The organism is Paenibacillus sp. CB74 (assembly GCF_055687625.1).
Map to the genome: position 1 here is coordinate 3,657,752 of NZ_CM146009.1, position 19,509 is coordinate 3,677,260.

Here is a 19,509-nt window from a genome sequence, read left to right on the forward strand (position 1 = left end):
GGTGACTCCGCAATGATTTTCGACTCCTACACGATGATACTGACCAGCAGTTCCCCCAGCAACTGGTTTATGAATACGATCGCATTCTGGACTTTTTTATTGCTTGGCAGCATGTGTATCGGTGGATTTTTCATGATGCGCAAGTTTTTGAAAGTGCTACCCAAAGCAGACGGAAAGTCCAAACTGGATTGGCAAAATTATTGGGTGGAAACCAGCCGTCACTTATGGACGGATGAAGCCAAAGCTTTTTTGGATCAGCTCGTCGAGCCTGTACCTGGGCCATTTCGTGACATCGCCAAACATTCCATTGCTGCAGAGATCGGTAAAATTGCAGTTGAAGACAACGCCACGGAAGTATCGAGAGATCATTGTATCAAAGGATACATTATTGCCACCCCGAAGCGGGATAATAAGTTTTTGGTAAAATTCTTGGAGAAAAACAAAATCGATTATTCCCCTTATCAACATTTGATTAAATAAAGTACAAAGATAAGTTAAGCCATATATAGATTTGGTTAATGTACAGATATGCTCCGTCAGGTAAGTCGTTCCCAACAAGCTTTGCTTACCGTACGGGGCTGTTTGTCGATTCATGGGTGTATATCAGGGCAGTGAAATATAGAGAGGATGTTTGATATGAAAATTGCCATTTGTGGTGGTACCGGATTTGTGGGAGGAGCACTTGTAGATTACTGGCTGCAAGCCGGGCACCATGTGAAAGTTATTACACGAAAACTGCCTGACCTGCATAATCCAAGTAAGAATCTTACATATATATCATGGGAGCAAGTCGAAGAACAACCTCACTTGCTGGAAGGTATGGACGCTCTCGTTAACCTTGCTGGAGAAACGCTGAATCAACGCTGGACAACCAAGGCGAAGCTGGAGATTGTTGAATCCCGAGTAACGACCGTAGCGCGGGTAGCCCGATTGGTAGAAACCCTGGAGCAAAAGCCGGAAGTGGTCGTTCAGGCTTCTGCCATGGCCATCTATGGAACCTCACCGAACGAAACCTTTGACGAAAGCAGTCCGCAAAAATCCATGAATTTCCCGTCCCGGGTCTCGGAACAGTGGGAAGTTGCTGCAGATGCAATCAAAAATGTAAGACTCGTTAAAATCCGGGTGAGTCTGGTTCTCGGTCATAAAAAAGGTGCTTTTCCATTGATGAAACTTCCTTATATGCTGGGTTTTGGCGGCAAGATCGGCAGTGGCAGACAGTGGACCAGCTGGATTCACATTATGGATATCGTAAGACTCATTGATTTTAGCATTCAAAATAAACAAGTGTCAGGTCCGGTCAATGCTTCCTCCCCGAACCCTGTCACCAATGATGAATTCGGTCGCACGGTGGGCAAGGTATATCATCGCCCTCACTGGTTCCCCGTACCCGGTTTCTTAATTAAAACCTTAGTTGGTGAACTATCCGTTGTTTTGCTTCAAGGGCAGAGAGTCATTCCGCAAAAAGCACTCGACCACGGATTCCAATTCACCTTCCCTACGTTAACTCAAGCGCTGGAAGACTTGAAGCATCGTGGATTATCTGATTAATACAACTGCGGGACTGAACCTTTGCTTATCCAACCGACCGATAAATGTAGACAGATTCCGCCAATGTAAATGTATCTCCATCCTCCAAGGGATACTCCTTATAAGGAGCAAGAATATTACCCTGAAGAATAGTTCCATTCACTGAACCCAGATCCTTAATGACATAGCCCGATTTGTTCCGGCTCAATTCCACATGAGCACGGGACACACCGGTCGCTGTATCGACCCACTGAACCATGTCGGCTGATCTTCCGATGACAAAAGATGCTCCTTGCACATCCATCCGTTCATGTTGGTCACTGCTTCCCGATCTTCGTTCAAGATAATAAGACGCCTTCACCGGCCCTTCCCCATTAAAGTTACCTTTGGCCAGATTCTGCAAATTCACGGTTGCCTCCGCAACTGCATCCTGTCGAGTTAGCTCTGAAGTTGAAGCTACCGATTCCACATGGCGCTGAACGAACGGTGGATCAGAGTGTTCAGGTGTCATATGCAGGCTTTGATAATGGGAATGCTCACTACCACCTTCTGACGCGGATGCAATCGTTTGGTTTATGCGTTCCACCGGCCTTTCAGCTGTATTCCATCGCCAACTCTCCTGAAACGGTTCCTCCTCATCTTCCGTTTGCTTCCCTTTGTTCTTACCTAAATTGAATGAAAAAGACCGCTTATTTTCTGGTTCATTATGAGTGATTCCCTTACGCTTCCAAGTCCATCCTGCTACACCAAGCAAACCAAGGCTCAGTACCATGCACAGGATCATCTGCGTCTGTCCCGGTTGCTCCATGTATATGAATCTCCATACCAATGCCATGGCTACCATGCAGCCCAATATGACATAGGTTATTTTGGAGGTTGCAGGCTTTTCCTCTACTTCCATATCAACGGGCTCTAGCGAATCAGAATTATGCGGGTTACTTCGTCTCTTATCCATGCTGTTTGTACTCTCCAATGAAGATTGTCCAGGTGAGCGCCTGCCTGAAAAGGTCCGAGATCTCATCGGAAAGTCTTCAACCTCGGATTCACTCGTTTTCTGTGTCTGACGGAAATTTAGCACGGGCTCCACAGCAGCCTTTTGAACAGGCGCACCAGGTTGATCTGGACGAGAATAACTAGTGGATTGCCTGTTATCCCGCCCAGTAATTGACGAATGAAAATTACCTCGTAGATCATTGACCTTTTCCGATGTTCTGGACGAGAGAAATGCTGCACTTCCTCCATTCTCTTGCTCGTCCGCGTACAATTCCAGCAAGAGCTCTCGCAACTGTCTGATATCCCAGCGTTCATTGTCACAAAACTGTAGAACACGCTGGATTCCTTCACCCTGCAATTCCTGTACATGGGCCATCAGTCTGATTACCAGCTCACGGAATTGCTGAGGCGTTGGATCAACTTCAACCGTATCCATGATTGGTACATAGACTATGCCAAGCTCACCCTGTTCGAATGAACCGTTGATGAACAAGTATTCTTCCTGGATCAATAATTTACGAGGCTCCAGCATATACTGTCGGCATTCCGTGAAGGCATCGGCTAATTGGAACAACAGACCGTACAGAACACGCAATTTGATTTTACTTGACTTTAACATCTGGGATAACATCTTGTACCCCGATATGTCGTACTGCAAAGTTACATTTCGGTCCACTTCCCGAATATGAACAGGAAGAAGTCGTGGAATCTGATTGGAGGACAGCATGCCCATCTGTACCCGGCTCAATTCCTCCATTCGTAGTCCGTCCTCTTTCTCCAAAACCATAAACGCTCCGCCGTTACGAATAAAATCTCTCGTTAATCCATACATGCCAATCCTCTCTTTCCATTGTTATATAGGATCAACTAAAGAAAGTTTAAAAAGTTTAGTTGATCTAAGTTTTAGTTACAATATGTTACACTCTGCCACTCCTATTGTAGTGCCATCTTCTATCACTGTTACTCTCAAAACTTCTTTACTCCTTCACTCAAGGGAAAAGTCCTGAAATAAGCACCGTGATAAATCCAGGCAATACGGCCAGCATAAATGGAAACTTTAATGTCTTCTCTGTGTTCAGCAGCTTGAGGGAACCAATCATGAAAAAACCGGCAAGATTGCCTGCCATGCCACGAATTCGTTTCGCTGAGTCCTTGCGGAATAGAAGTATCACTAAACCAATAGCTCCTGCATACAAAACAGAGTAAATAATCACATGAATGCCAAAAGCAAACCCCGTCCATGCGCCAATCGCACCAAACAATTTCACATCTCCTGCCCCTACTGCGCCAATGACATACATCAGAAACAAAATACCAAAACCTGTTGCAAATCCAGCAGCAGAGAATAAGAACCCATCCCAACCTCCCCATATGATATGGGCCAGTACACCTGCAACAGTCACCGGTAAAGTTAATCGATTTGGAATTTTCATGGATCGTATGTCAGTAATAAAAGCTGCAATAATGTATATGCCACAGGCAATGTAGAACCACTCCACTCTATCATCCCCTTCCTTATTTTCTGGAAGCCACGGTAAACGTAGTCTCCGTCTTGGTACCGTCTCCTGTCTCGACAACAAAACTCCATGTTCCTTCTGTTGTCCGAGTGCCAACAAACCAGGTCCATTCAATTATTCCATTCTCATCTGCGGTGGCCCATCCGATGTGCTTCGCAGAACTTTCACCTGACTTGTAAAATATCGTTAAATTCGCGCTCGCTCCTGGTTCTACCTTCACCTTGATCGTTGCATTGTTGCCTATGTAAGCCGGGTCAGGCTTAGACAATACCGTTGCTGAACCGGCAGTATCCCCGCTCCCTGCGCTACCATCTGCCCCTTCTCCGGTATCTCCAATCCATACCCGTTCTGCCGCAGCAGCCTGAATCCGAAGCGGTTTACTGAGAAAGGGGACTTTTACCGGCAATTCATAACTCAGTTCCAGTCGGAAATATGGATTAGTTTTGTTTTTGAGATCAGGTATGGAAATCCCATTCACATGAACCCGTTCCATATTCAGTAGAGTTGGCTCGATAAAGGGTTGAAGCAGTGGTTTTACCGTGGGATCAAGCACGGTTTCCAAGACGGATGTCTTGATCTCCTGTAGTGGTTGTTCACCACTAGCCGCTGCTGAACGTACCCAATCACTTAATGGCTCGGGCAGAGAAGAAGCATAACCTTCTGCCCATTCCGTCAGAGACAACTCCGGTATCTTCCACCCTCCTCCAGAGCCTTCACCTCCGGCAGAATCAGAAGGTGTGAATGCAAGGGAAACAGGATATATTTTCGTTGATAACTGCTTCACCGCTTCCCCTGCTGTGCTCTGTAGCGCTGTGGAGATTAAAGTCATTTGCACAATGAAGATGAGAAACATGATAAAGAACAGAAAAACAGGTAACACCAGTGAGGCTTCCAGAACCATGCTGCCCTGTTCCTTTTTAGGAGGACATATCTGCTTATTCAGAGACTTCAAACGTTGCAATCTGATTAATCTTGTTAAACGATTCTGTAATTGTGCGTTTTCTTTTTCATAATGTTGCTGCTTATCCATAATCCCTCCACCGAAACAATCCCGATCACTCAATAGGAATAATCCGCCTTCCGCTCAATGAAAAATCGCCCACCTTCAACCTGATCCTCACTACCCATAACTGCACCTATGCTTCTAACCACCCCTGGCAAAAACCACAACTTGATGCTACTTCGCATGTTACCCGAAGCGTACGTCTGTTTCTCATCCGGATTCACACCCGTATTCAATCGAATTAACGCCAGCATTCTGGACATTTTGCGTTCATTGTTGCTGTGCATCAAGAGGAACAATCGAAGATGGTCCCTATACGTCAATTTGACTTTGATATATTTGGACAGTTCCACACTGCCCTCTTTTGCAAGTTTCACCATATCCGCAATAGCGTTTGTAATTCCATATAAAATGGCTGCCGATAACACCAAAAGTGGATTTCCCAACTTGCTGTGTTCAATTAATCCTTCTGCGGTTCGAATAGCGAGGCGCATCCCGAAGATTTCCGCATATGCCGCAGCGATGTTACCCGATGGATTATGAAACCCGTATACGATATACTCCAGTTCCTGATTCTCCAATTTGAAAACATCACCCGCATCTCCACCACCTTCAGTCAAGGTAAATAGCTGACCAAAATCCATGGAATTGAAATAGGCTAGAGCGTATTCATTTTGGAACAATTCATCACCCAGGCTATCCAGGAGACCTGACATCCCGCCAAACAAACTGTCCATTCCCTTCATGGCATCGCCACCAGAGTCATAGGGATCACCAGCAATCTCTGCCTTTTTGGCTTCCTCACGACTAGCCTCGTTAAACGCAATGTTAGCGTTGTAATACTCCTCCAGCTGTTTGAAAGCGTCCATGGAACCTGAACTTCCACTCTGAATCTGCGACAAGATTCGTTTAACTTCCTTTAATTTTCCTTTGGATTCCTTATCATTTGCTTTACGCTGGGCGTCCGAACCACGACCACTCTCCAGCTGCTGTTTACTCTGTTCGATGAGGTTCGCAGGGCCGCTGCGCACATAAGTATCCATGTATCGTTCTGTTATCTGGCTTGCCTGTCTAACCGCGGGTTTAATTGGAACACCGCTCATACCCGTGACACTGCGAAGCTGTGTATTTAATTCCATGTTGTCTCTTCTGACGTTAGAGAAGTCCGAGTTCTGGGAAATCACTCGTGCCTTCAACTGATCGAACAGGCTATCTGCCCTCACAAGCTCCGAAGCGAGAGAACGTGCACTTTTGGCTTCAGTGCCCGATCCTGTAGATGCAGGGCTCGTTCCAGGCAGATTCGAATTGCCCACGTTGTCGTAACTGGCGTTCTCCGAACGGTTCTCCCCCTCCGCGATCACACGTTTCATTTCCTCATTGATCTTGCGTGCTTCTTCGATCTTGACCTGTGCTTCCTCCAGCTTCGTTTGATGGGCCTGTAACGCCGGTTGCATGATCATGCTGATACCCGTGACCACATTCCCAACACCCGTCCGATAACGAGCCAGTTCCAATATGTATTGTTGCTCTCTGAACGGCAATCCTTCGTCCGCCCTTTGCTTGTTCAGATAATCCGCATAACGTGCCGCTGCCTCGGCAGCAGTCTCTGGTGTATCTTCCAGCATCTCATCGTAGATAGCCTGTGAAGGCGGGTCCATGATCAACTTCGGAAGATTCTTCAGTTTCTCGGCCGATTCCGTCTGATTGGCAATGGCCTCATCCAACAACTCTTCACGTTTGTCATATAACTTTTGTAATTTCTTCAGCAAGTCTACCGTGTGCGCGGCTTCCTTCATCTCGTCTGACATCGGTTTGAACCGATTGATTACTTCAAGGGTAAAATCAACCGGAGCCCGATACTTCATATCCTCCTGAATCTGACGATTAAATATATCGTATCTGCCCAGTTCACGCTCCATGCTCAGCGAAGTTGTATCCCACTGGATATCCAGAATGGGAAATTTGTCTTTTACAGACGAGGGCTTCACACTATCATTCAGCACTTTCGCCATAATCGCATCCCCACTGCTGTCACCATACCCGAATAAACCATACTCCCGCAGGGAGGTGTCATAGGCTGACATGACCGATCTCATTGCAGCATGAGTCATTCGTTCGGTCTGCACCTTGAAGGCAGCAATACGAGCATAATCAATAAATATGGCGACAAACATATAAACTCCCGCCAATATTAATATTAAAAAAAGGGTTACGGCTCCCAACTCACCGTCTTTTTTTCTAAACAGCTCCCCCTCCTCCTTTTCTCATTTTTTGCTTTTGCCAAAATGCTGCACAACCTGTCCAGCCTCTGCCGCTGTACTGGTCGCCGCACCACCCTTGCCTTTAAACTTGGCTGCGTAATAACGGACCAAATCTACCGTTCGAATGAATTCCACCGGTTCAACAACTGCGGATGATCCTTGAGTTAGAACCCGGTTCCCTGAATCAAACAAAAAGGAAGGCAGAGGCAAAGAAATCACTTGTTCCAGCCTGGTCGTTATTTTTCGCTGAATCAGAGAATTCTGATACTCAATCGTGCCTTTCATGGCTGAGGGCATATGTTGAACTGCTTGTGCCAATTTCTGTTCCGAGAGACTTCCGCCTTCACCAGCAGGTATTGAAACGCTAACCTGGTTGTCCGCTCCCGCCCAGCCAAACAGTGCTCCGAGCATCCGATCATCCGTCAGTCTCCAGTAAAGATTGTCATGTTCCCCAGCGACGAATTCACCTGTCATCGCCTGTTTGTGACTGTTGTCCCAGCTATAAGCTGCACGTTCGGAAGCTGCATAGGCATGTTGATTCAGGAATGTCTTTTGATACATGTACATGGTGAAGAATAGCAGTAACACCAAAATAAACAGCACAACAGGGAAGATCAGGGAGGCTTCAACGGTGAAGCTCCCTTCTTCCTTTTTCAGCCTAAGAATTCGGGAAGAATTCATTACTTTTTGTGTCTACTTTGTCAAGAAGGTCAGTCACCAATGCCTCTATTTGCTTTCTAAATATCACAGCAATAATGATAATAACCCCAATGATCAGAATCAGCTCCAACGTGCCAAGCCCGTCCTCTTCCTTCCAAAATCCAGCTACTTTTCTTTTCATCAATTCCATCATCCCAATTCCTCCTACATATTCATCATCATAAAAGCAGGTGTCCCGATCATGACCACAATTGTAAAAAAGATAAGTACCATCGGAAACACCAGTTTGGAAGAAGCCTGTTCTCCCTTCGCCCGACTGACAGCCTTGCGTTTCTCCCACAACACATGTGACAGATCCCGCAGCGCCAATACAAAGTCACCTCCCCCACGCCGGAAATTCAGCAGCACCGTTGTTGTAAAGATCGTCACTTCCTGCACACCGCAGCGGCGACTGAACTGTTCAAATGATTGTTGAAACGAGTAGCCATTATTCCAATCTCCCACGGTTTTTCTGAGTTCGTTGTACAGCGGATGATCTCGTTCCCCCTGGCTTGTGACACAGTGGACGATGGCACGCTGAACGGTCTCCCCGGCGCCTACTAATAGAACAATTCGGTTCAATAGCTCGGGCAGCTCCATAAGGATGTCCTGATCTCTCCGCTGGACCTTGGTATTGAGGTCTTTATAGAGTGCAAAAGGTAAAGCTATTCCTAATGCCAGTCCACCCACCATACCTCCGATGCCCATATCTCCAACAAGTGTTAACAAACAACCTGCCAGTAACATAAGCCACGTGTAGGTTAACATTTCAGCGCAATAGAGCATCGTTTTCTCCCCACTGTGCTGTATGCCATACATTTTCTGAATGGCATGTTGCATTCGAAACATGAGCACAGGCAATCTGCGTCCAATCTCGAACTTGTCCAGTATGAACAGGAATGGGCTATGCAATTTCTTCAGTCGTAATCCTTCCATATCCAGTTTGCGCAGATGCCGGTAGGTCTGTCCCCGGGTTCGATCCAGTACCAGCCATCCCGCTCCGAGCATCCCTGCGACTATAACGGGAAGCAGCATCGTTTCAGCTCCTTATACTTTGATATCCATAATGCGATTAATCCACAGATAACAGCAGGCTAACACTGCAAGTGCACCAGTAGAGATGAGATATCCCATCCCGCTATATAATGGCTCCATAAAGTCCTTGGCGGTCAGATTGAGAAATATCAAAAAAATAAATGGAGCTGAAAACATGACCTTGGATTCAAATTTCTTCTGTGCCACTGCGACCATAATATCCTGCTGAATATCCAGCTTTTCCCCGATAACAGCCGAGGTGCGGCGCACGACTTCAACCAGATCCCCGCCCGTTCGTTTACAAGTAATGAACACATCTGCAAAGTTCGTAATGTCCTCAATCTGTGCCCGATCCGAAAAGTCCTGTAGTGCCTCTTCAATCGGTTGTCCATACTCCATCCGTGTTCGCAATATCGTGAACTCACGAATCAGATCGGTATCTGCTTCCGGGTTCAACATCCGCAGATCCTCCACGGATTCCTTGAATCCATTCTCCACCGATTTTCCGGCAGCAAGTGCCGAAGATAATGCATATAATGCTTGTTTAAAATGTAAACTGAGTGTCATTCTTTTTCGTTCCAGCAGCACTTTAGTCCAATGTTTTGGTACCCATATACAACCTGCAGCCAGGATTGCCCCAGCCAACCAGTGATGGTAGAACAGAATTCCGATGCCAAAAAACAAAAGACCGCTAATCAGCATACAGACCATTTGCTGTCTCCGGGAAAGTGTATATACGGTGTAATCCGTCAACATCTGTCTGGCTTCACCCAACAGTAATCACCTTCCAATAACTTTAATTCACGTTGTTATCTGATGAATCCGATTCCGTACTATATTGTTCTATGTATCCATCCAGCCATTCTCCGAGCCCAGCCATCTGAATTTTATCCACCTGATTCAACTTTCCAACCTGTATTAGTCCACCAATAATTTTGCCTTCACGCTCTTCTTGCTCCTGAAAACGAAACAGTGGGTTCAGCAAAACCTCACCGTTCTGCATGCCAATCACTTCACTAATCTCTGTCACCCGCCGTGAGCGATCTCGTAGCCGGGACAGATGTACAAAAATATCAATTGCTGAACTAATCTGCTGCCTTACAACCGCAATGGGGAGATCCGCACCACTGAGCACCATCGTTTCCAGTCTGCTAATCATGTCCGAGATGGTGTTCGCGTGCCCAGTTGATAAGCTTCCATCATGGCCAGTGTTCATAGCCTGTAACATATCCAGCGCTTCTGCGCCCCTTACCTCACCAATCACAATCCGATTCGGACGCATCCGTAAGGAAGACTTGATCAGATCCCGAATGGATATCTGCCCCTTGCCTTCGGTATTGGCATTCCGCGTTTCCAGTGACACCAGATTGGGTACCGTAACAATCTGTAACTCAGCCGAATCCTCAATGGTAATAATCCGCTCATCGGCAGGGATAAACTGGGATAGTGCGTTCAGGAAGGTCGTTTTTCCCGATCCGGTCCCCCCTCCAATGAAGATGTTATATTTGCTCCGTACCAATTGCTGCAATAATTCTGCCGCTTCTTCATGCAGGGCTCCCTTTTCAATCAGATCGGACATCTTCATCGGTTCACTGGGGAATTTACGAATCGTCATCGTGGGGCCTTTCAAGGCAATGGGAGGCAACACGATATTGACCCGTGAACCATCCTTTAAACGGGCATCTACGATTGGCGAAGACTCATTCACAATCCGGTTTACACCAGACACAATCATCTGAATAATATCCTCAAGCCGTTCCCTGGACTCAAATTCAAGGGTGATCTGGCTGACTTCACCTTCCTGCTCCACAAAAATCTCCTTGTGACTATTGATCATAATTTCCGTAATATCGGGATGATCCACAAGTGGCTGCAAAATATCCAATCCACGAAAGGAGTCAAACAATCGCTGTACCAGCGTGTGACGCTCTCCTGAGGTCAGATCATCCAGCTTCGGGTCGGTGAGAACTTTGCGTTCTATCCCTTGCCACAGTTCATCATCTCCTGCTGAAGAGGTTAAATCGAGCCCAGCTCTGACTTCCCTGCGCATCATCTGAAACTGTTCTTCACGATCCAGTATTCTATGGGTTGAATCCGTCATAGTGCCCACCGATCCTGCTTCTGAATTCGTCCCGTCTGCTTCAATTCTTCTTCGCCATCTTGTACCAGCATGGCACATAATCTCTTCACTTCACGTTGGAAGATCGGTGAACTAAGCAGGACTTCCTCCTGACTGAGTTGTTTCCAAGAAGGGATATAGGGCAACACTGCATCCAGATGCAGATCAGGGCGTGGAAGTGCATTGATAACATTGTCCCGATATTTGTTAACTACAAAACGTGATCGGTCCATGATACTTTCGTACACCTCCGGCTTCGTTCGCTCAGCATGCTGCAACCATTGTCCCCATCGATGCATGGCAGATATATCATCCTCAACCAACCAGACAAATGCATCTGCTGTATCCAGCACCCCTTCACTGCGCCCATCCCAACCTGAGTCCCCATCCAGAATCAGCATGTCATATTGTCCGCTATCGGTTAAATAACGAAGCAGATTCGACGTATCCTCACGAGTCATTTGCAACAATTCTTTACGATTCGATAATGGCCAGAACACATCGGATTTCAATGCTTCATGCCGGACCACATATCCATCCACGTCCTTCGATAGCGCCTGTAACTGCTTGCCGGATTCCTTTCTGCCCACCTTCAGATCGTATAACAGGCGTGACAATCCCGTCTCCGCATCAGGCTGGCGCTGCCCACTTCTAGTTAGTCCCTTTTCCAGAAAAGGGAGCGTACTATCCAACGTCTCCAGATTCAGATAAAGAACAGCATATCCCGCAAGTCCCAGTTGCTTCGCCATATGCAGGGCTACCGCCGTTTTGCCACTTCCACCCGAAGCGGATACTACACCGATGGAGAGAGTTTCTTGTCCCGGAAGATGCACCTTCTTGCGGCGTGGTTGCCGGCAGGCATGCATCACAGCATCCAGCAAAGCAGGCAGAGGTTGGTACTTCAACAGCCGCTTGGCCTCATCCACCTCTTCCATGCCTTCACTAAGCATCAGCCAAGGTACACCTGATCCTTCTCCCCCGTTATTCAGCCAGTCATTCAGAAACTCCGGTTCCGCAATAACCAGATCCGGTAATTCCCGACCTTCTTGCTCATTCATATGCTCCCTGAAGGAATCCCCCTGGGAGAATGCCGTGAAACGAACATGAAAACCAGACGAGCTCCCCTGCACAAAATCCAGCCATGCGCTAATGTAATCTCTATCCTTCGAAACCAGAACAACCTTCAGTACAATCAAATTCCCCTTCCCTCCCTGTCAGAAAGCACAAAAAAGCACCGCCCAATAACCGCATGAATATGCAGTATATGGACGGTGCTTCCGTCACGTGCTATGAATGTATGGATAATATAGCATACAATTTCTGGTGGAGCAAGGGATTTATTCTAACCCTTCATCCTTAGGATTCATAGGGTGAATCGAACTCAATAATGTTACGGTCGGGATCAAGTACAAAAATCTGCGCGAATCCCGCTACACTATCAGGTCTGGCTTCGTACTCAATTCCCTGTTGCTCCAGCCAAGCGATAGTCCCTGAATAACTGGTCACCCAGATCGCAAAGTGGCCGTCCGTTGTATCAATCCCAGCCTCACGTAACGTGTGACCCTCCGGGTGCTGTAACAGATGAAGCTGCTGGCTACCGATGGCATACCATGTACCTGTGGAGCGAAAAGCCGGACGTTCAATCTCCTGCATTCCCAGTAACCCCGAATAGAATTTTTTCGCGACTTCCAGATCTCGTACAGCCAGACTAACATGGTGAATGTGTGCATATTCGATCATCTTTTGTCTCCCCTCTCTGCTTCATTATGACTATACTATAACACCTTGACGCCTGAACATATTCTCTTTTAAAAAGAAAAACACCCCTGCTTGAATCCGGTGAACCTCGTGGCTCACACAGATCTAATTCAGAGGTGCGCGTAAACGGTACACAAGGATGTACGTCCATCGCTTCTTATGTTCTTCAGCATTTCATTTGGGCAGTTGTGCCAGCCAATTTACTTCGCGCTATCCAATGCTTCTTGTGGAATCTTGATCTCTTCCACTTGATCATGGTTGGAGAATGTACTGGTCATCTTCATGTCCATCGTCATTTTCTGTTCATTCTGTTCCATCTCCATGACCATGGCTACATCCGTACCTGCCGGCAAATACGTTTCTTTGTTGATCATGTATTTCATCTTCATGCTGGTGATATTCATCTGATCCAGCATCGCTTGCATCTGGGCATCCGAGCCGTTTTGCTCCATTACGGATTTGGCCAACTCTTTTACATTATCACCGGATACGTCAGCGTTAATCACATAATTGTCGCCTTCTTCGGTTACTTCAGTATCTTCTTGGATCTTTTTGAATTGCTCCAATTCACCTTCCGGATTCATGCTTGCTTTCATCTGCTCAATTAATGCAGCAGTTTGAGCTTCAGGAATCGCAACCCATTGGTCCCCAACTTGGGAGTAGATTTTATCCGAAGTGATATACTGCTTCACGTTCTGAGCTTCCTGTCCCGACATTTCCATTTTCATCTCTTGATAGATCATCATTGGATCTTTGATAATATCCATCTTGAGCGATGTTTTAACCTGTTGATCCTGGGACTGTTCACCCGCATCCAGTTTCAGATTCTGATCAATGTTTGCTTCAGTTGTGAAGCTTTTCATTTCTTTCGTTGCTGCATTGGTTTTGGTAATCAGTTCGTCCAAGGTAGGGATCTTTGTTTCCTGCTCTGCAGGTGTATTGCCCTCGTTGGATGTTTCGTTGTTAGTGGCTGGCGGCGTTGCTGTATTATCTGTGTCGTTACCGCATGCTGCCAAGCTTACTGTTAATAATGCCCCGATAAATAATGTAGTCCACTTCTTCAAGTTGTTGTCCTCCCAAATTAGATATGATCTGTAGTCATTACCCAATTATTTCCGTTATTAATCATAAAAATCGATCTTTGATCTCCGGGGTAGGCAACATGCATGCTTCATCCTTGCCAAACCAGCGATAACGGTTGCGAGCAACCCAGTTATAGACTGCATTGCGAATAAATTTCGGTACAATAATGAACACATATAACAAGGGATAAGGAAACTTCAGACCTTTAGCCAATCGCAGTGCGGCCGTTGAACGTGTATAGTATTTTCCATTCTCAATCAGAACAAAAGTATCCATACTGTCTGTCGACAGGTTACCCTTTACCAGCAGTTCCTTGGCCACATCCGATTGGAGCGAAGCAAAATGATATTTCCCTTCCGGGTCACGTTTGATAATCCATTTGGTTAAGCCCTGGCAGAAGTGACAGACGCCATCCACCAGTACGATGGGATGTCCCTGATGCACATCCGTTTGATTTGCTGTCATATTGGCTGCCTCCTATTGTTGCGGTTAGAGTAACTTACCCAATCTGAGCCATCTTGTTTCCTAATTCTAAAATTTAATTATAGAGGTGGTTCAAAAAGTCCACTTTTGAACACGCATTGTTAGGAAGTATAAAGAAAAAGAGCGCAGGCATTGTGCCCACGCTCGTATCTTGTCCGACAATTACTCAGCAATTGCCTTTTCCATCCATTGGTCATCGATCATTTGTTGATGCAGGTCACTTGCCCACTGGTCCATACATTTGCAAATGAAATCTTTGCGACATACTGGACAAGGCGTTTTCTGCAGACGGCTGATATTGGTCATCTTCCATTCCGGAGAACGGGAGTAGAATACACGGCATTTTGTACCGTCTACCAAATTCATTTTGAATTCGTACAATCCGTCTTCCTTGTTACCATAAGCTAGTTCTAAATCTGCAATACGCGGTCTATAAGACATGGATATCACCTGTTTAATTCAAATTTGGTTCATGCAATGACACTACTCAGTACTAAGTTATATTAAAGAAAATTCAGTTCAATGTCAACTCGCGCATGTCTACCCGCCAAACAGAATATCCAGAATCGTCCCTACCTGCCCTTGTTTTTTACCTTTCAAAACATCCGGATCAAATACTTCAACATAGCCGCAGGAAGCACAAGCCACGAACAGGTAGTGGTTATGTTGTATATCGAACATCTTGCTCAGGCCTGCTCCTGACATGGAAACTTCCTTAATGTTACAATCCGTGCCCCTGCATTTTGTACATACAAATCGGCGCTCGATCATCTCTTCAATACTCATCTTCGTTCCCCCTTTATGGAATGTGTAGCATGAAGTGGGAGTGCAATTATGTAAAAAGTACGCGATTGGACATCTGATCTCCTGCATCCTGCCCTTATATTATAATCAACACAAAACCCTGCCGATGGCCAGCAGGGCTTTGTACTCAAACGAACGAACATCAGGTATCTGAGATACCCTGCTCTATATGTTCCCCTTTGATTGGGGGAGTCAAATCTTAGACTACGTTTAATACAACATCAATATTGCCACGTGTCGCTTTGGAATATGGACAGAAATCATGTGCCTTGCGAGCCAGCTCTTCTGCTTGACTGTGATCCACACCAGGCATACTCACGTCCAAACGAACAGATAACTGGAAACCGTCATCCGCAGGGTCTTTACCAATGGATACGTTACTTGTAACGACCACATCCTCCAATTTCACGCCTGCTTTGCGTGCTACATTGGCAAGGGCACTTTCATAACATGCTCCATATCCAGCGGCGAAGAGCTGTTCAGGGTTGGTACCTTCACCACCGGAACCTCCAAGCTCTTTGGGCATTTTCAGATCATGTTTAAGCATGCCATCCGAAGATGTCACCGAACCTGTACGTCCACCTTTAACTGTCGCTACTGCTGTATATAAAGCTTCCATTAAGAATCTCTCCCTTATCCATATAGTTTTAAATGCCTTCAATTCAATTTAAACTTCTGGCTCAATTTGAAACGCATTTTATATCTTTATCAGCTTTTACATCTTTATTATTTTCATGCATCTTATCCACATATCTGTATTTTTTTCGGGGTTGGGTAATATACAAAAGAGCATTTTCAAATTAGAACATAATTTTTGTGTTAATACATAAAAGTTGCACTAGACAAAAATTATTGAAGGAGTACAATGTAACAATAAACATAAAAATTTAGATATATCTTGAGCGGTTCGTCCCGCATCACTATTCCAAAGAGTCAGGTGATAAACGTATGAGTAAAAAAAATCCATTCAACGCTCCTTCAAGTGAATCATTGTCTACTGCAGGCATAGCCCCTTCACTCGGAGAAGCACATAGTTCCATGAAAGTACCGCAGAATGCGGCATGGTGGAAGAAATTTCTCGCTTTTGTAGGGCCAGGGTATCTCGTGGCCGTAGGTTACATGGACCCCGGCAACTGGGCAACAGATATCGCAGGCGGATCGCAGTTCGGGTATACTTTGTTATCCGTCATCCTGCTCTCAAACATGATGGCCGTTGTACTTCAATCGTTGGCAGGAAAGCTTGGCATCGTCACTGGACGGGATCTGGCCCAAGCCTGCCGCGAACGCTTCAGCATGCCCGTTGTCGTCATGTTATGGATTCTGTGTGAACTGGCCATTGCAGCTACCGATCTGGCTGAGGTCATCGGTTCTGCCATCGCATTAAAGCTCTTATTTAACATCCCCATGTTGTACGGAGTTATCATCACCGCTGTTGATGTACTCCTGATTCTTGTACTGCAAAATAAAGGCTTCCGCGCCTTGGAAACACTCGTCATCGTGCTGATGGCCACCATTGCCCTCTGCTTCGGGATTGACCTGTTCCTGGCAAAACCGGATATGGGCGGTGTTCTCCATGGTTTTGTCCCAAATGTGGAGATCCTGCAGAACCCTGCCATGCTCTATATTGCCATTGGTATTATAGGAGCAACCGTGATGCCGCATAATCTGTATCTGCATTCTTCCATTGTGCAGACGCGTCAGATCGAACAGACACCACAGGGCAAAAAAGAAGCGATTCGTTATTCGACCATGGACTCTACAATCGCGCTAACACTCGCCTTGTTCATCAATGCGGCCATCCTGATTGTATCAGCTGCTGTATTCCATAGTGCCGGCATGACGCAGGTTGCCGAGATCTCCGATGCCTACCACTTGCTCACACCCCTATTAGGGACTACAATCGCAAGTATCCTGTTCGGTGTGGCGCTGTTAGCATCAGGCCAGAATTCTACCCTTACAGGTACACTCGCAGGGCAGATTGTTATGGAAGGTTTCCTCAACATTCGGATTCCGGCTTGGCTGCGCAGACTGGTCACACGTCTGATCGCCATCATCCCGGCAGTAATTGTCACAGCAATTGCAGGAGAACACGGCACAGAAGAACTGCTCATTTTGAGTCAGGTTGTACTTTCTCTTCAATTACCTTTTGCGGTAATCCCTCTGGTCATGTTCACGAGTGATAAAAAAAGCATGGGTGCATTCGCTAACAAATTGTGGCTCAAAATCATCTCATGGGTCATTGCCGCAATTATCGTTGTGCTGAATGTATATCTGATCATTCAGACGATCCGGTTATTCTAATCTCGTCTTATCGACTAAACATCAAAAAGGCTGATCAACTCCGGTATTCAATACCAAGTTGATCAGCCTTTATTATTGCAGTACAGCGAGGTGTTTCTTTTTGTAGTAAAACTCCGAGCTCTAACAAATAATCATCTATTCCTGATCCGGCACCAGTAAAGGCAGGAGTTCATCCAATGAATCCACAGTCCAATCCGCGCGTTCGTCATCCGATCGGTCTGGCTGGAATCTTCCGTACCCCTGCATAATTCGAATCGTACGCATGCCCAGCTTCCGGGCAGGAATGATATCGTTATCAATCCGATCCCCGATCATGACGGCTTCCTCCGGTGCACAACCCGCCTGTTTCAGGGCTACAGCGTACAGCTCTGGATCTGGCTTGGACACCCCTTCTTCAGCCGAGCATGCCAGAACATCAACATACTTTCGCAGTCCGTAACTCTCCAGTCTTTCTTCCGTTCCAGGACTCTGATTGGCGATAATGCCAATGCGATAATACCGCGACAACTGCTGAAGTACGGAATCCGCTGAAGGAAAAGGTCGTTCAAGATCTTTTTTAAACTTCAGCTTGTCCTGAATCTGTTTCTGATGTCCCTCATCTTCAATGAATGTGCGAATCGCCACTCTCATGGGCCATTGTTCATATTTCTGATAACAGTTCGCGAACAGTTCACGTACCGCCTCAATCTTCACCGGATACCCCAAAGCACAGGCTTCGCGAACGAACTGTCCGATAATATCATCAACCGGCTCCCATTCATCCACCAGCGTATCTCCAACATCAAAAAACAACCACTTTAATCCACCCACATCCGGCACGCCAATTCCTCCTTGTAAGCCACAGGCAATCTAAAAGTTCGTGTTCAAAAAGTCTGGTTTTCAGTATCGAGAAGATGGAATGAAGCTAGAAATGGAGTAGCGGAGCGTAGGGAAAACTACGTGAGCAACGGACATTTCGGCTGAATTTCATATTCGATGCTGATGATGCCGCTAGGCATCCTTCGTAATCAAAAGCGGACTTTTTGAACTACCTTTAAAACCATAAAAAAGAAGACTCACCATCATGCACGAGTCTCCTCAAATTTCCGTTTATCGATACATTCAATTATAACAGGCACCTTACACCTGAGCAATCTCAAGCTATGACATTACCCATTGAGGAGAAAGCCGACTTCCCCATTGAGTGAATATACAATCCGGTCTGCACCCATTCCCCGATAGATCCCCTTCGGATGGCTTTGCTCCGTAATGACGCATAGGGATTTCGATGTCCACGATCGACAGATCTGTAAATAACGACAGGTCAGATTCAGGCTGTTCTCGAAAATAAACACGTTACCAACGCTTGCCTGCGGCAAAAACCATTTTTGAGCTGCAGCCGTATTCATGCGAATGACATGTTCTACTCCGATTCTACGGAGTCTGCGCTCTTCCCCTGCACTGTTGGTTAGAACGGCAAACGGCATTTTTTTGTACATCAGCAATTTGATAAATTTGCGTCCTGCTTCATTAGGAGCAGTCACTAAGATCATCTCAGTATCCATCATTCGTTCCTCCCTTGGCGTGAAAAGACAACAAAAAAGAAGCGTGGGGGACCAAGGCCTCCCGAACGCTTCTTAAAGAATCCATGGCGAAAACGCCATGAACCAGCGTACGGCTTGTTGCCTCTCCCTTTAACGCTTACGAGGTTAGCTGACGGATTCGGGCGCGAGAGTCGCCCTATTTCCGGCTGTCACCGGAAAATTCACCCCATGAATGCCTACTGTCCTGGACAGCGCATTCCGTTGGTTCCCCCGTTTCCCATTCATGAATGAATGGAAACTCAGCGATTAAAACATCGTTCGTATATCTTAAGTTAAGATCGAGCGATATTATCGTTTGTTTCGTTTTTCAGGTACAATTTAGTTTTAAATTGAAATTACGATA

The 19,509-nt window shown here is 46.1% G+C and carries 21 protein-coding genes and 1 riboswitch; of the genes, 3 read left to right on the forward strand and 18 right to left on the reverse strand.

The window, feature by feature from the left end; translation table 11 throughout:
- The first annotated feature begins 12 nt into the window (after positions 1 to 12).
- Both ACX9NY_RS16340 and ACX9NY_RS16345 read left to right on the forward strand, forming a co-directional pair.
- A complete protein-coding gene (locus ACX9NY_RS16340) occupies positions 13 to 480 on the forward strand; it encodes a DUF2621 domain-containing protein (protein ID WP_339259632.1) in 468 nt (155 codons plus the stop codon).
- Between the two features lie 156 nt (positions 481 to 636).
- Positions 637 to 1,548, forward strand: a complete 912-nt coding sequence (locus ACX9NY_RS16345; protein ID WP_339259631.1) for a TIGR01777 family oxidoreductase — start codon at positions 637 to 639, stop codon at positions 1,546 to 1,548.
- Positions 1,549 to 1,573: 25 nt separating this feature from the next.
- On the opposite strand, the gene ACX9NY_RS16350 is transcribed toward ACX9NY_RS16345, so the two are convergent.
- The 16 genes from ACX9NY_RS16350 to ACX9NY_RS16425 all read right to left on the reverse strand — a co-directional run bounded on the left by ACX9NY_RS16350 (position 1,574) and on the right by ACX9NY_RS16425 (position 15,901).
- Positions 1,574 to 3,352, reverse strand: coding sequence for a DUF6382 domain-containing protein (locus ACX9NY_RS16350; RefSeq protein WP_472473825.1), 1,779 nt, complete (start codon positions 3,350 to 3,352; stop codon positions 1,574 to 1,576).
- Positions 3,353 to 3,509: 157 nt separating this feature from the next.
- Positions 3,510 to 4,019 (reverse strand): A24 family peptidase, encoded by a 510-nt coding sequence (locus ACX9NY_RS16355; RefSeq protein ID WP_472473827.1) that lies wholly within the window; start codon positions 4,017 to 4,019, stop codon positions 3,510 to 3,512.
- A gap of 16 nt (positions 4,020 to 4,035) precedes the next feature.
- Complete coding sequence (locus ACX9NY_RS16360) at positions 4,036 to 5,067, reverse strand: pilus assembly protein (RefSeq protein ID WP_472473829.1); 1,032 nt, start codon at positions 5,065 to 5,067, stop codon at positions 4,036 to 4,038.
- Positions 5,068 to 5,096: 29 nt separating this feature from the next.
- Entirely contained in the window at positions 5,097 to 7,214 is a 2,118-nt protein-coding gene (locus ACX9NY_RS16365; protein ID WP_472473831.1) for a hypothetical protein, read from the reverse strand.
- A gap of 90 nt (positions 7,215 to 7,304) precedes the next feature.
- Positions 7,305 to 7,982: a TadE/TadG family type IV pilus assembly protein gene (locus ACX9NY_RS16370; RefSeq protein ID WP_472473833.1), complete on the reverse strand. Its 678-nt coding sequence runs from the start codon at positions 7,980 to 7,982 to the stop codon at positions 7,305 to 7,307.
- The gene (locus ACX9NY_RS16375) at positions 7,960 to 8,154 is read right to left on the reverse strand and encodes a Flp1 family type IVb pilin (RefSeq protein ID WP_339240401.1); all 195 of its coding nucleotides are present in this window, start codon (positions 8,152 to 8,154) and stop codon (positions 7,960 to 7,962) included. The genes ACX9NY_RS16370 and ACX9NY_RS16375 overlap by 23 nt, the downstream gene beginning before the upstream one ends.
- Before the next feature lie 11 nt (positions 8,155 to 8,165).
- Positions 8,166 to 9,035, reverse strand: a complete 870-nt coding sequence (locus ACX9NY_RS16380; protein ID WP_339240399.1) for a type II secretion system F family protein — start codon at positions 9,033 to 9,035, stop codon at positions 8,166 to 8,168.
- A 12-nt stretch (positions 9,036 to 9,047) separates the two neighbouring features.
- Positions 9,048 to 9,791: a type II secretion system F family protein gene (locus tag ACX9NY_RS16385; RefSeq protein WP_339242958.1), complete on the reverse strand. Its 744-nt coding sequence runs from the start codon at positions 9,789 to 9,791 to the stop codon at positions 9,048 to 9,050.
- 40 nt (positions 9,792 to 9,831) lie between these two features.
- The gene (locus ACX9NY_RS16390) at positions 9,832 to 11,136 is read right to left on the reverse strand and encodes a CpaF family protein (RefSeq protein WP_472473836.1); all 1,305 of its coding nucleotides are present in this window, start codon (positions 11,134 to 11,136) and stop codon (positions 9,832 to 9,834) included.
- Complete coding sequence (locus tag ACX9NY_RS16395) at positions 11,133 to 12,350, reverse strand: nucleotide-binding protein (RefSeq protein WP_339259514.1); 1,218 nt, start codon at positions 12,348 to 12,350, stop codon at positions 11,133 to 11,135. The genes ACX9NY_RS16390 and ACX9NY_RS16395 overlap by 4 nt, the downstream gene beginning before the upstream one ends.
- A 160-nt stretch (positions 12,351 to 12,510) precedes the next feature.
- Positions 12,511 to 12,894: a VOC family protein gene (locus ACX9NY_RS16400; RefSeq protein ID WP_339240396.1), complete on the reverse strand. Its 384-nt coding sequence runs from the start codon at positions 12,892 to 12,894 to the stop codon at positions 12,511 to 12,513.
- Between the two features lie 218 nt (positions 12,895 to 13,112).
- Positions 13,113 to 13,976 carry a DUF6612 family protein gene (locus tag ACX9NY_RS16405; RefSeq protein ID WP_472473839.1) on the reverse strand — a complete coding sequence of 288 codons (864 nt, stop codon included), beginning with the start codon at positions 13,974 to 13,976 and terminating at the stop codon, positions 13,113 to 13,115.
- A 61-nt stretch (positions 13,977 to 14,037) separates the two neighbouring features.
- Entirely contained in the window at positions 14,038 to 14,460 is a 423-nt protein-coding gene (locus ACX9NY_RS16410) for a thiol-disulfide oxidoreductase DCC family protein (RefSeq protein WP_339240394.1), read from the reverse strand.
- Positions 14,461 to 14,640: 180 nt separating this feature from the next.
- Positions 14,641 to 14,919, reverse strand: a complete 279-nt coding sequence (locus ACX9NY_RS16415) for a hypothetical protein (RefSeq protein WP_253431871.1) — start codon at positions 14,917 to 14,919, stop codon at positions 14,641 to 14,643.
- Between the two features lie 99 nt (positions 14,920 to 15,018).
- Entirely contained in the window at positions 15,019 to 15,264 is a 246-nt protein-coding gene (locus ACX9NY_RS16420) for a zinc ribbon domain-containing protein (protein ID WP_036610816.1), read from the reverse strand.
- Between the two features lie 217 nt (positions 15,265 to 15,481).
- Positions 15,482 to 15,901, reverse strand: a complete 420-nt coding sequence (locus ACX9NY_RS16425; protein WP_339240392.1) for an organic hydroperoxide resistance protein — start codon at positions 15,899 to 15,901, stop codon at positions 15,482 to 15,484.
- Positions 15,902 to 16,230: 329 nt separating this feature from the next.
- Here ACX9NY_RS16425 and ACX9NY_RS16430 point away from each other — a divergent pair, with 329 nt between their 5' ends.
- Positions 16,231 to 17,583 carry an Nramp family divalent metal transporter gene (locus ACX9NY_RS16430; protein WP_339240391.1) on the forward strand — a complete coding sequence of 451 codons (1,353 nt, stop codon included), beginning with the start codon at positions 16,231 to 16,233 and terminating at the stop codon, positions 17,581 to 17,583.
- 135 nt (positions 17,584 to 17,718) lie between these two features.
- Here ACX9NY_RS16430 and ACX9NY_RS16435 read toward each other — a convergent pair whose 3' ends face one another.
- Together ACX9NY_RS16435 and ACX9NY_RS16440 are read right to left on the reverse strand one after the other, a co-directional pair.
- Complete coding sequence (locus tag ACX9NY_RS16435; protein ID WP_339240390.1) at positions 17,719 to 18,402, reverse strand: HAD family hydrolase; 684 nt, start codon at positions 18,400 to 18,402, stop codon at positions 17,719 to 17,721.
- A 329-nt stretch (positions 18,403 to 18,731) separates the two neighbouring features.
- Positions 18,732 to 19,130 (reverse strand): HAD family hydrolase, encoded by a 399-nt coding sequence (locus ACX9NY_RS16440; protein ID WP_339240389.1) that lies wholly within the window; start codon positions 19,128 to 19,130, stop codon positions 18,732 to 18,734.
- A gap of 115 nt (positions 19,131 to 19,245) precedes the next feature.
- Positions 19,246 to 19,421, reverse strand: a riboswitch (cyclic di-AMP (ydaO/yuaA leader).
- Positions 19,422 to 19,509 lie beyond the last annotated feature (88 nt).

Coding starts and splice junctions, on each gene's coding strand:
- ACX9NY_RS16400 (WP_339240396.1), bottom strand. CDS start 12,894: ATGATCGAATATGCACACATTCACCATGTTAGTCTGGCTGTACGAGAT.
- ACX9NY_RS16410 (WP_339240394.1), bottom strand. CDS start 14,460: ATGACAGCAAATCAAACGGATGTGCATCAGGGACATCCCATCGTACTG.
- ACX9NY_RS16385 (WP_339242958.1), bottom strand. CDS start 9,791: ATGTTGACGGATTACACCGTATATACACTTTCCCGGAGACAGCAAATG.
- ACX9NY_RS16380 (WP_339240399.1), bottom strand. CDS start 9,035: ATGCTGCTTCCCGTTATAGTCGCAGGGATGCTCGGAGCGGGATGGCTG.
- ACX9NY_RS16420 (WP_036610816.1), bottom strand. CDS start 15,264: ATGAGTATTGAAGAGATGATCGAGCGCCGATTTGTATGTACAAAATGC.
- ACX9NY_RS16340 (WP_339259632.1), top strand. CDS start 13: ATGATTTTCGACTCCTACACGATGATACTGACCAGCAGTTCCCCCAGC.
- ACX9NY_RS16425 (WP_339240392.1), bottom strand. CDS start 15,901: ATGGAAGCTTTATATACAGCAGTAGCGACAGTTAAAGGTGGACGTACA.
- ACX9NY_RS16390 (WP_472473836.1), bottom strand. CDS start 11,136: ATGACGGATTCAACCCATAGAATACTGGATCGTGAAGAACAGTTTCAG.
- ACX9NY_RS16365 (WP_472473831.1), bottom strand. CDS start 7,214: ATGTTTGTCGCCATATTTATTGATTATGCTCGTATTGCTGCCTTCAAG.
- ACX9NY_RS16415 (WP_253431871.1), bottom strand. CDS start 14,919: ATGTCTTATAGACCGCGTATTGCAGATTTAGAACTAGCTTATGGTAAC.
- ACX9NY_RS16440 (WP_339240389.1), bottom strand. CDS start 19,130: ATGATGGATACTGAGATGATCTTAGTGACTGCTCCTAATGAAGCAGGA.
- ACX9NY_RS16360 (WP_472473829.1), bottom strand. CDS start 5,067: ATGGATAAGCAGCAACATTATGAAAAAGAAAACGCACAATTACAGAAT.
- ACX9NY_RS16345 (WP_339259631.1), top strand. CDS start 637: ATGAAAATTGCCATTTGTGGTGGTACCGGATTTGTGGGAGGAGCACTT.
- ACX9NY_RS16350 (WP_472473825.1), bottom strand. CDS start 3,352: ATGTATGGATTAACGAGAGATTTTATTCGTAACGGCGGAGCGTTTATG.
- ACX9NY_RS16370 (WP_472473833.1), bottom strand. CDS start 7,982: ATGAATTCTTCCCGAATTCTTAGGCTGAAAAAGGAAGAAGGGAGCTTC.
- ACX9NY_RS16430 (WP_339240391.1), top strand. CDS start 16,231: ATGAGTAAAAAAAATCCATTCAACGCTCCTTCAAGTGAATCATTGTCT.
- ACX9NY_RS16375 (WP_339240401.1), bottom strand. CDS start 8,154: ATGATGGAATTGATGAAAAGAAAAGTAGCTGGATTTTGGAAGGAAGAG.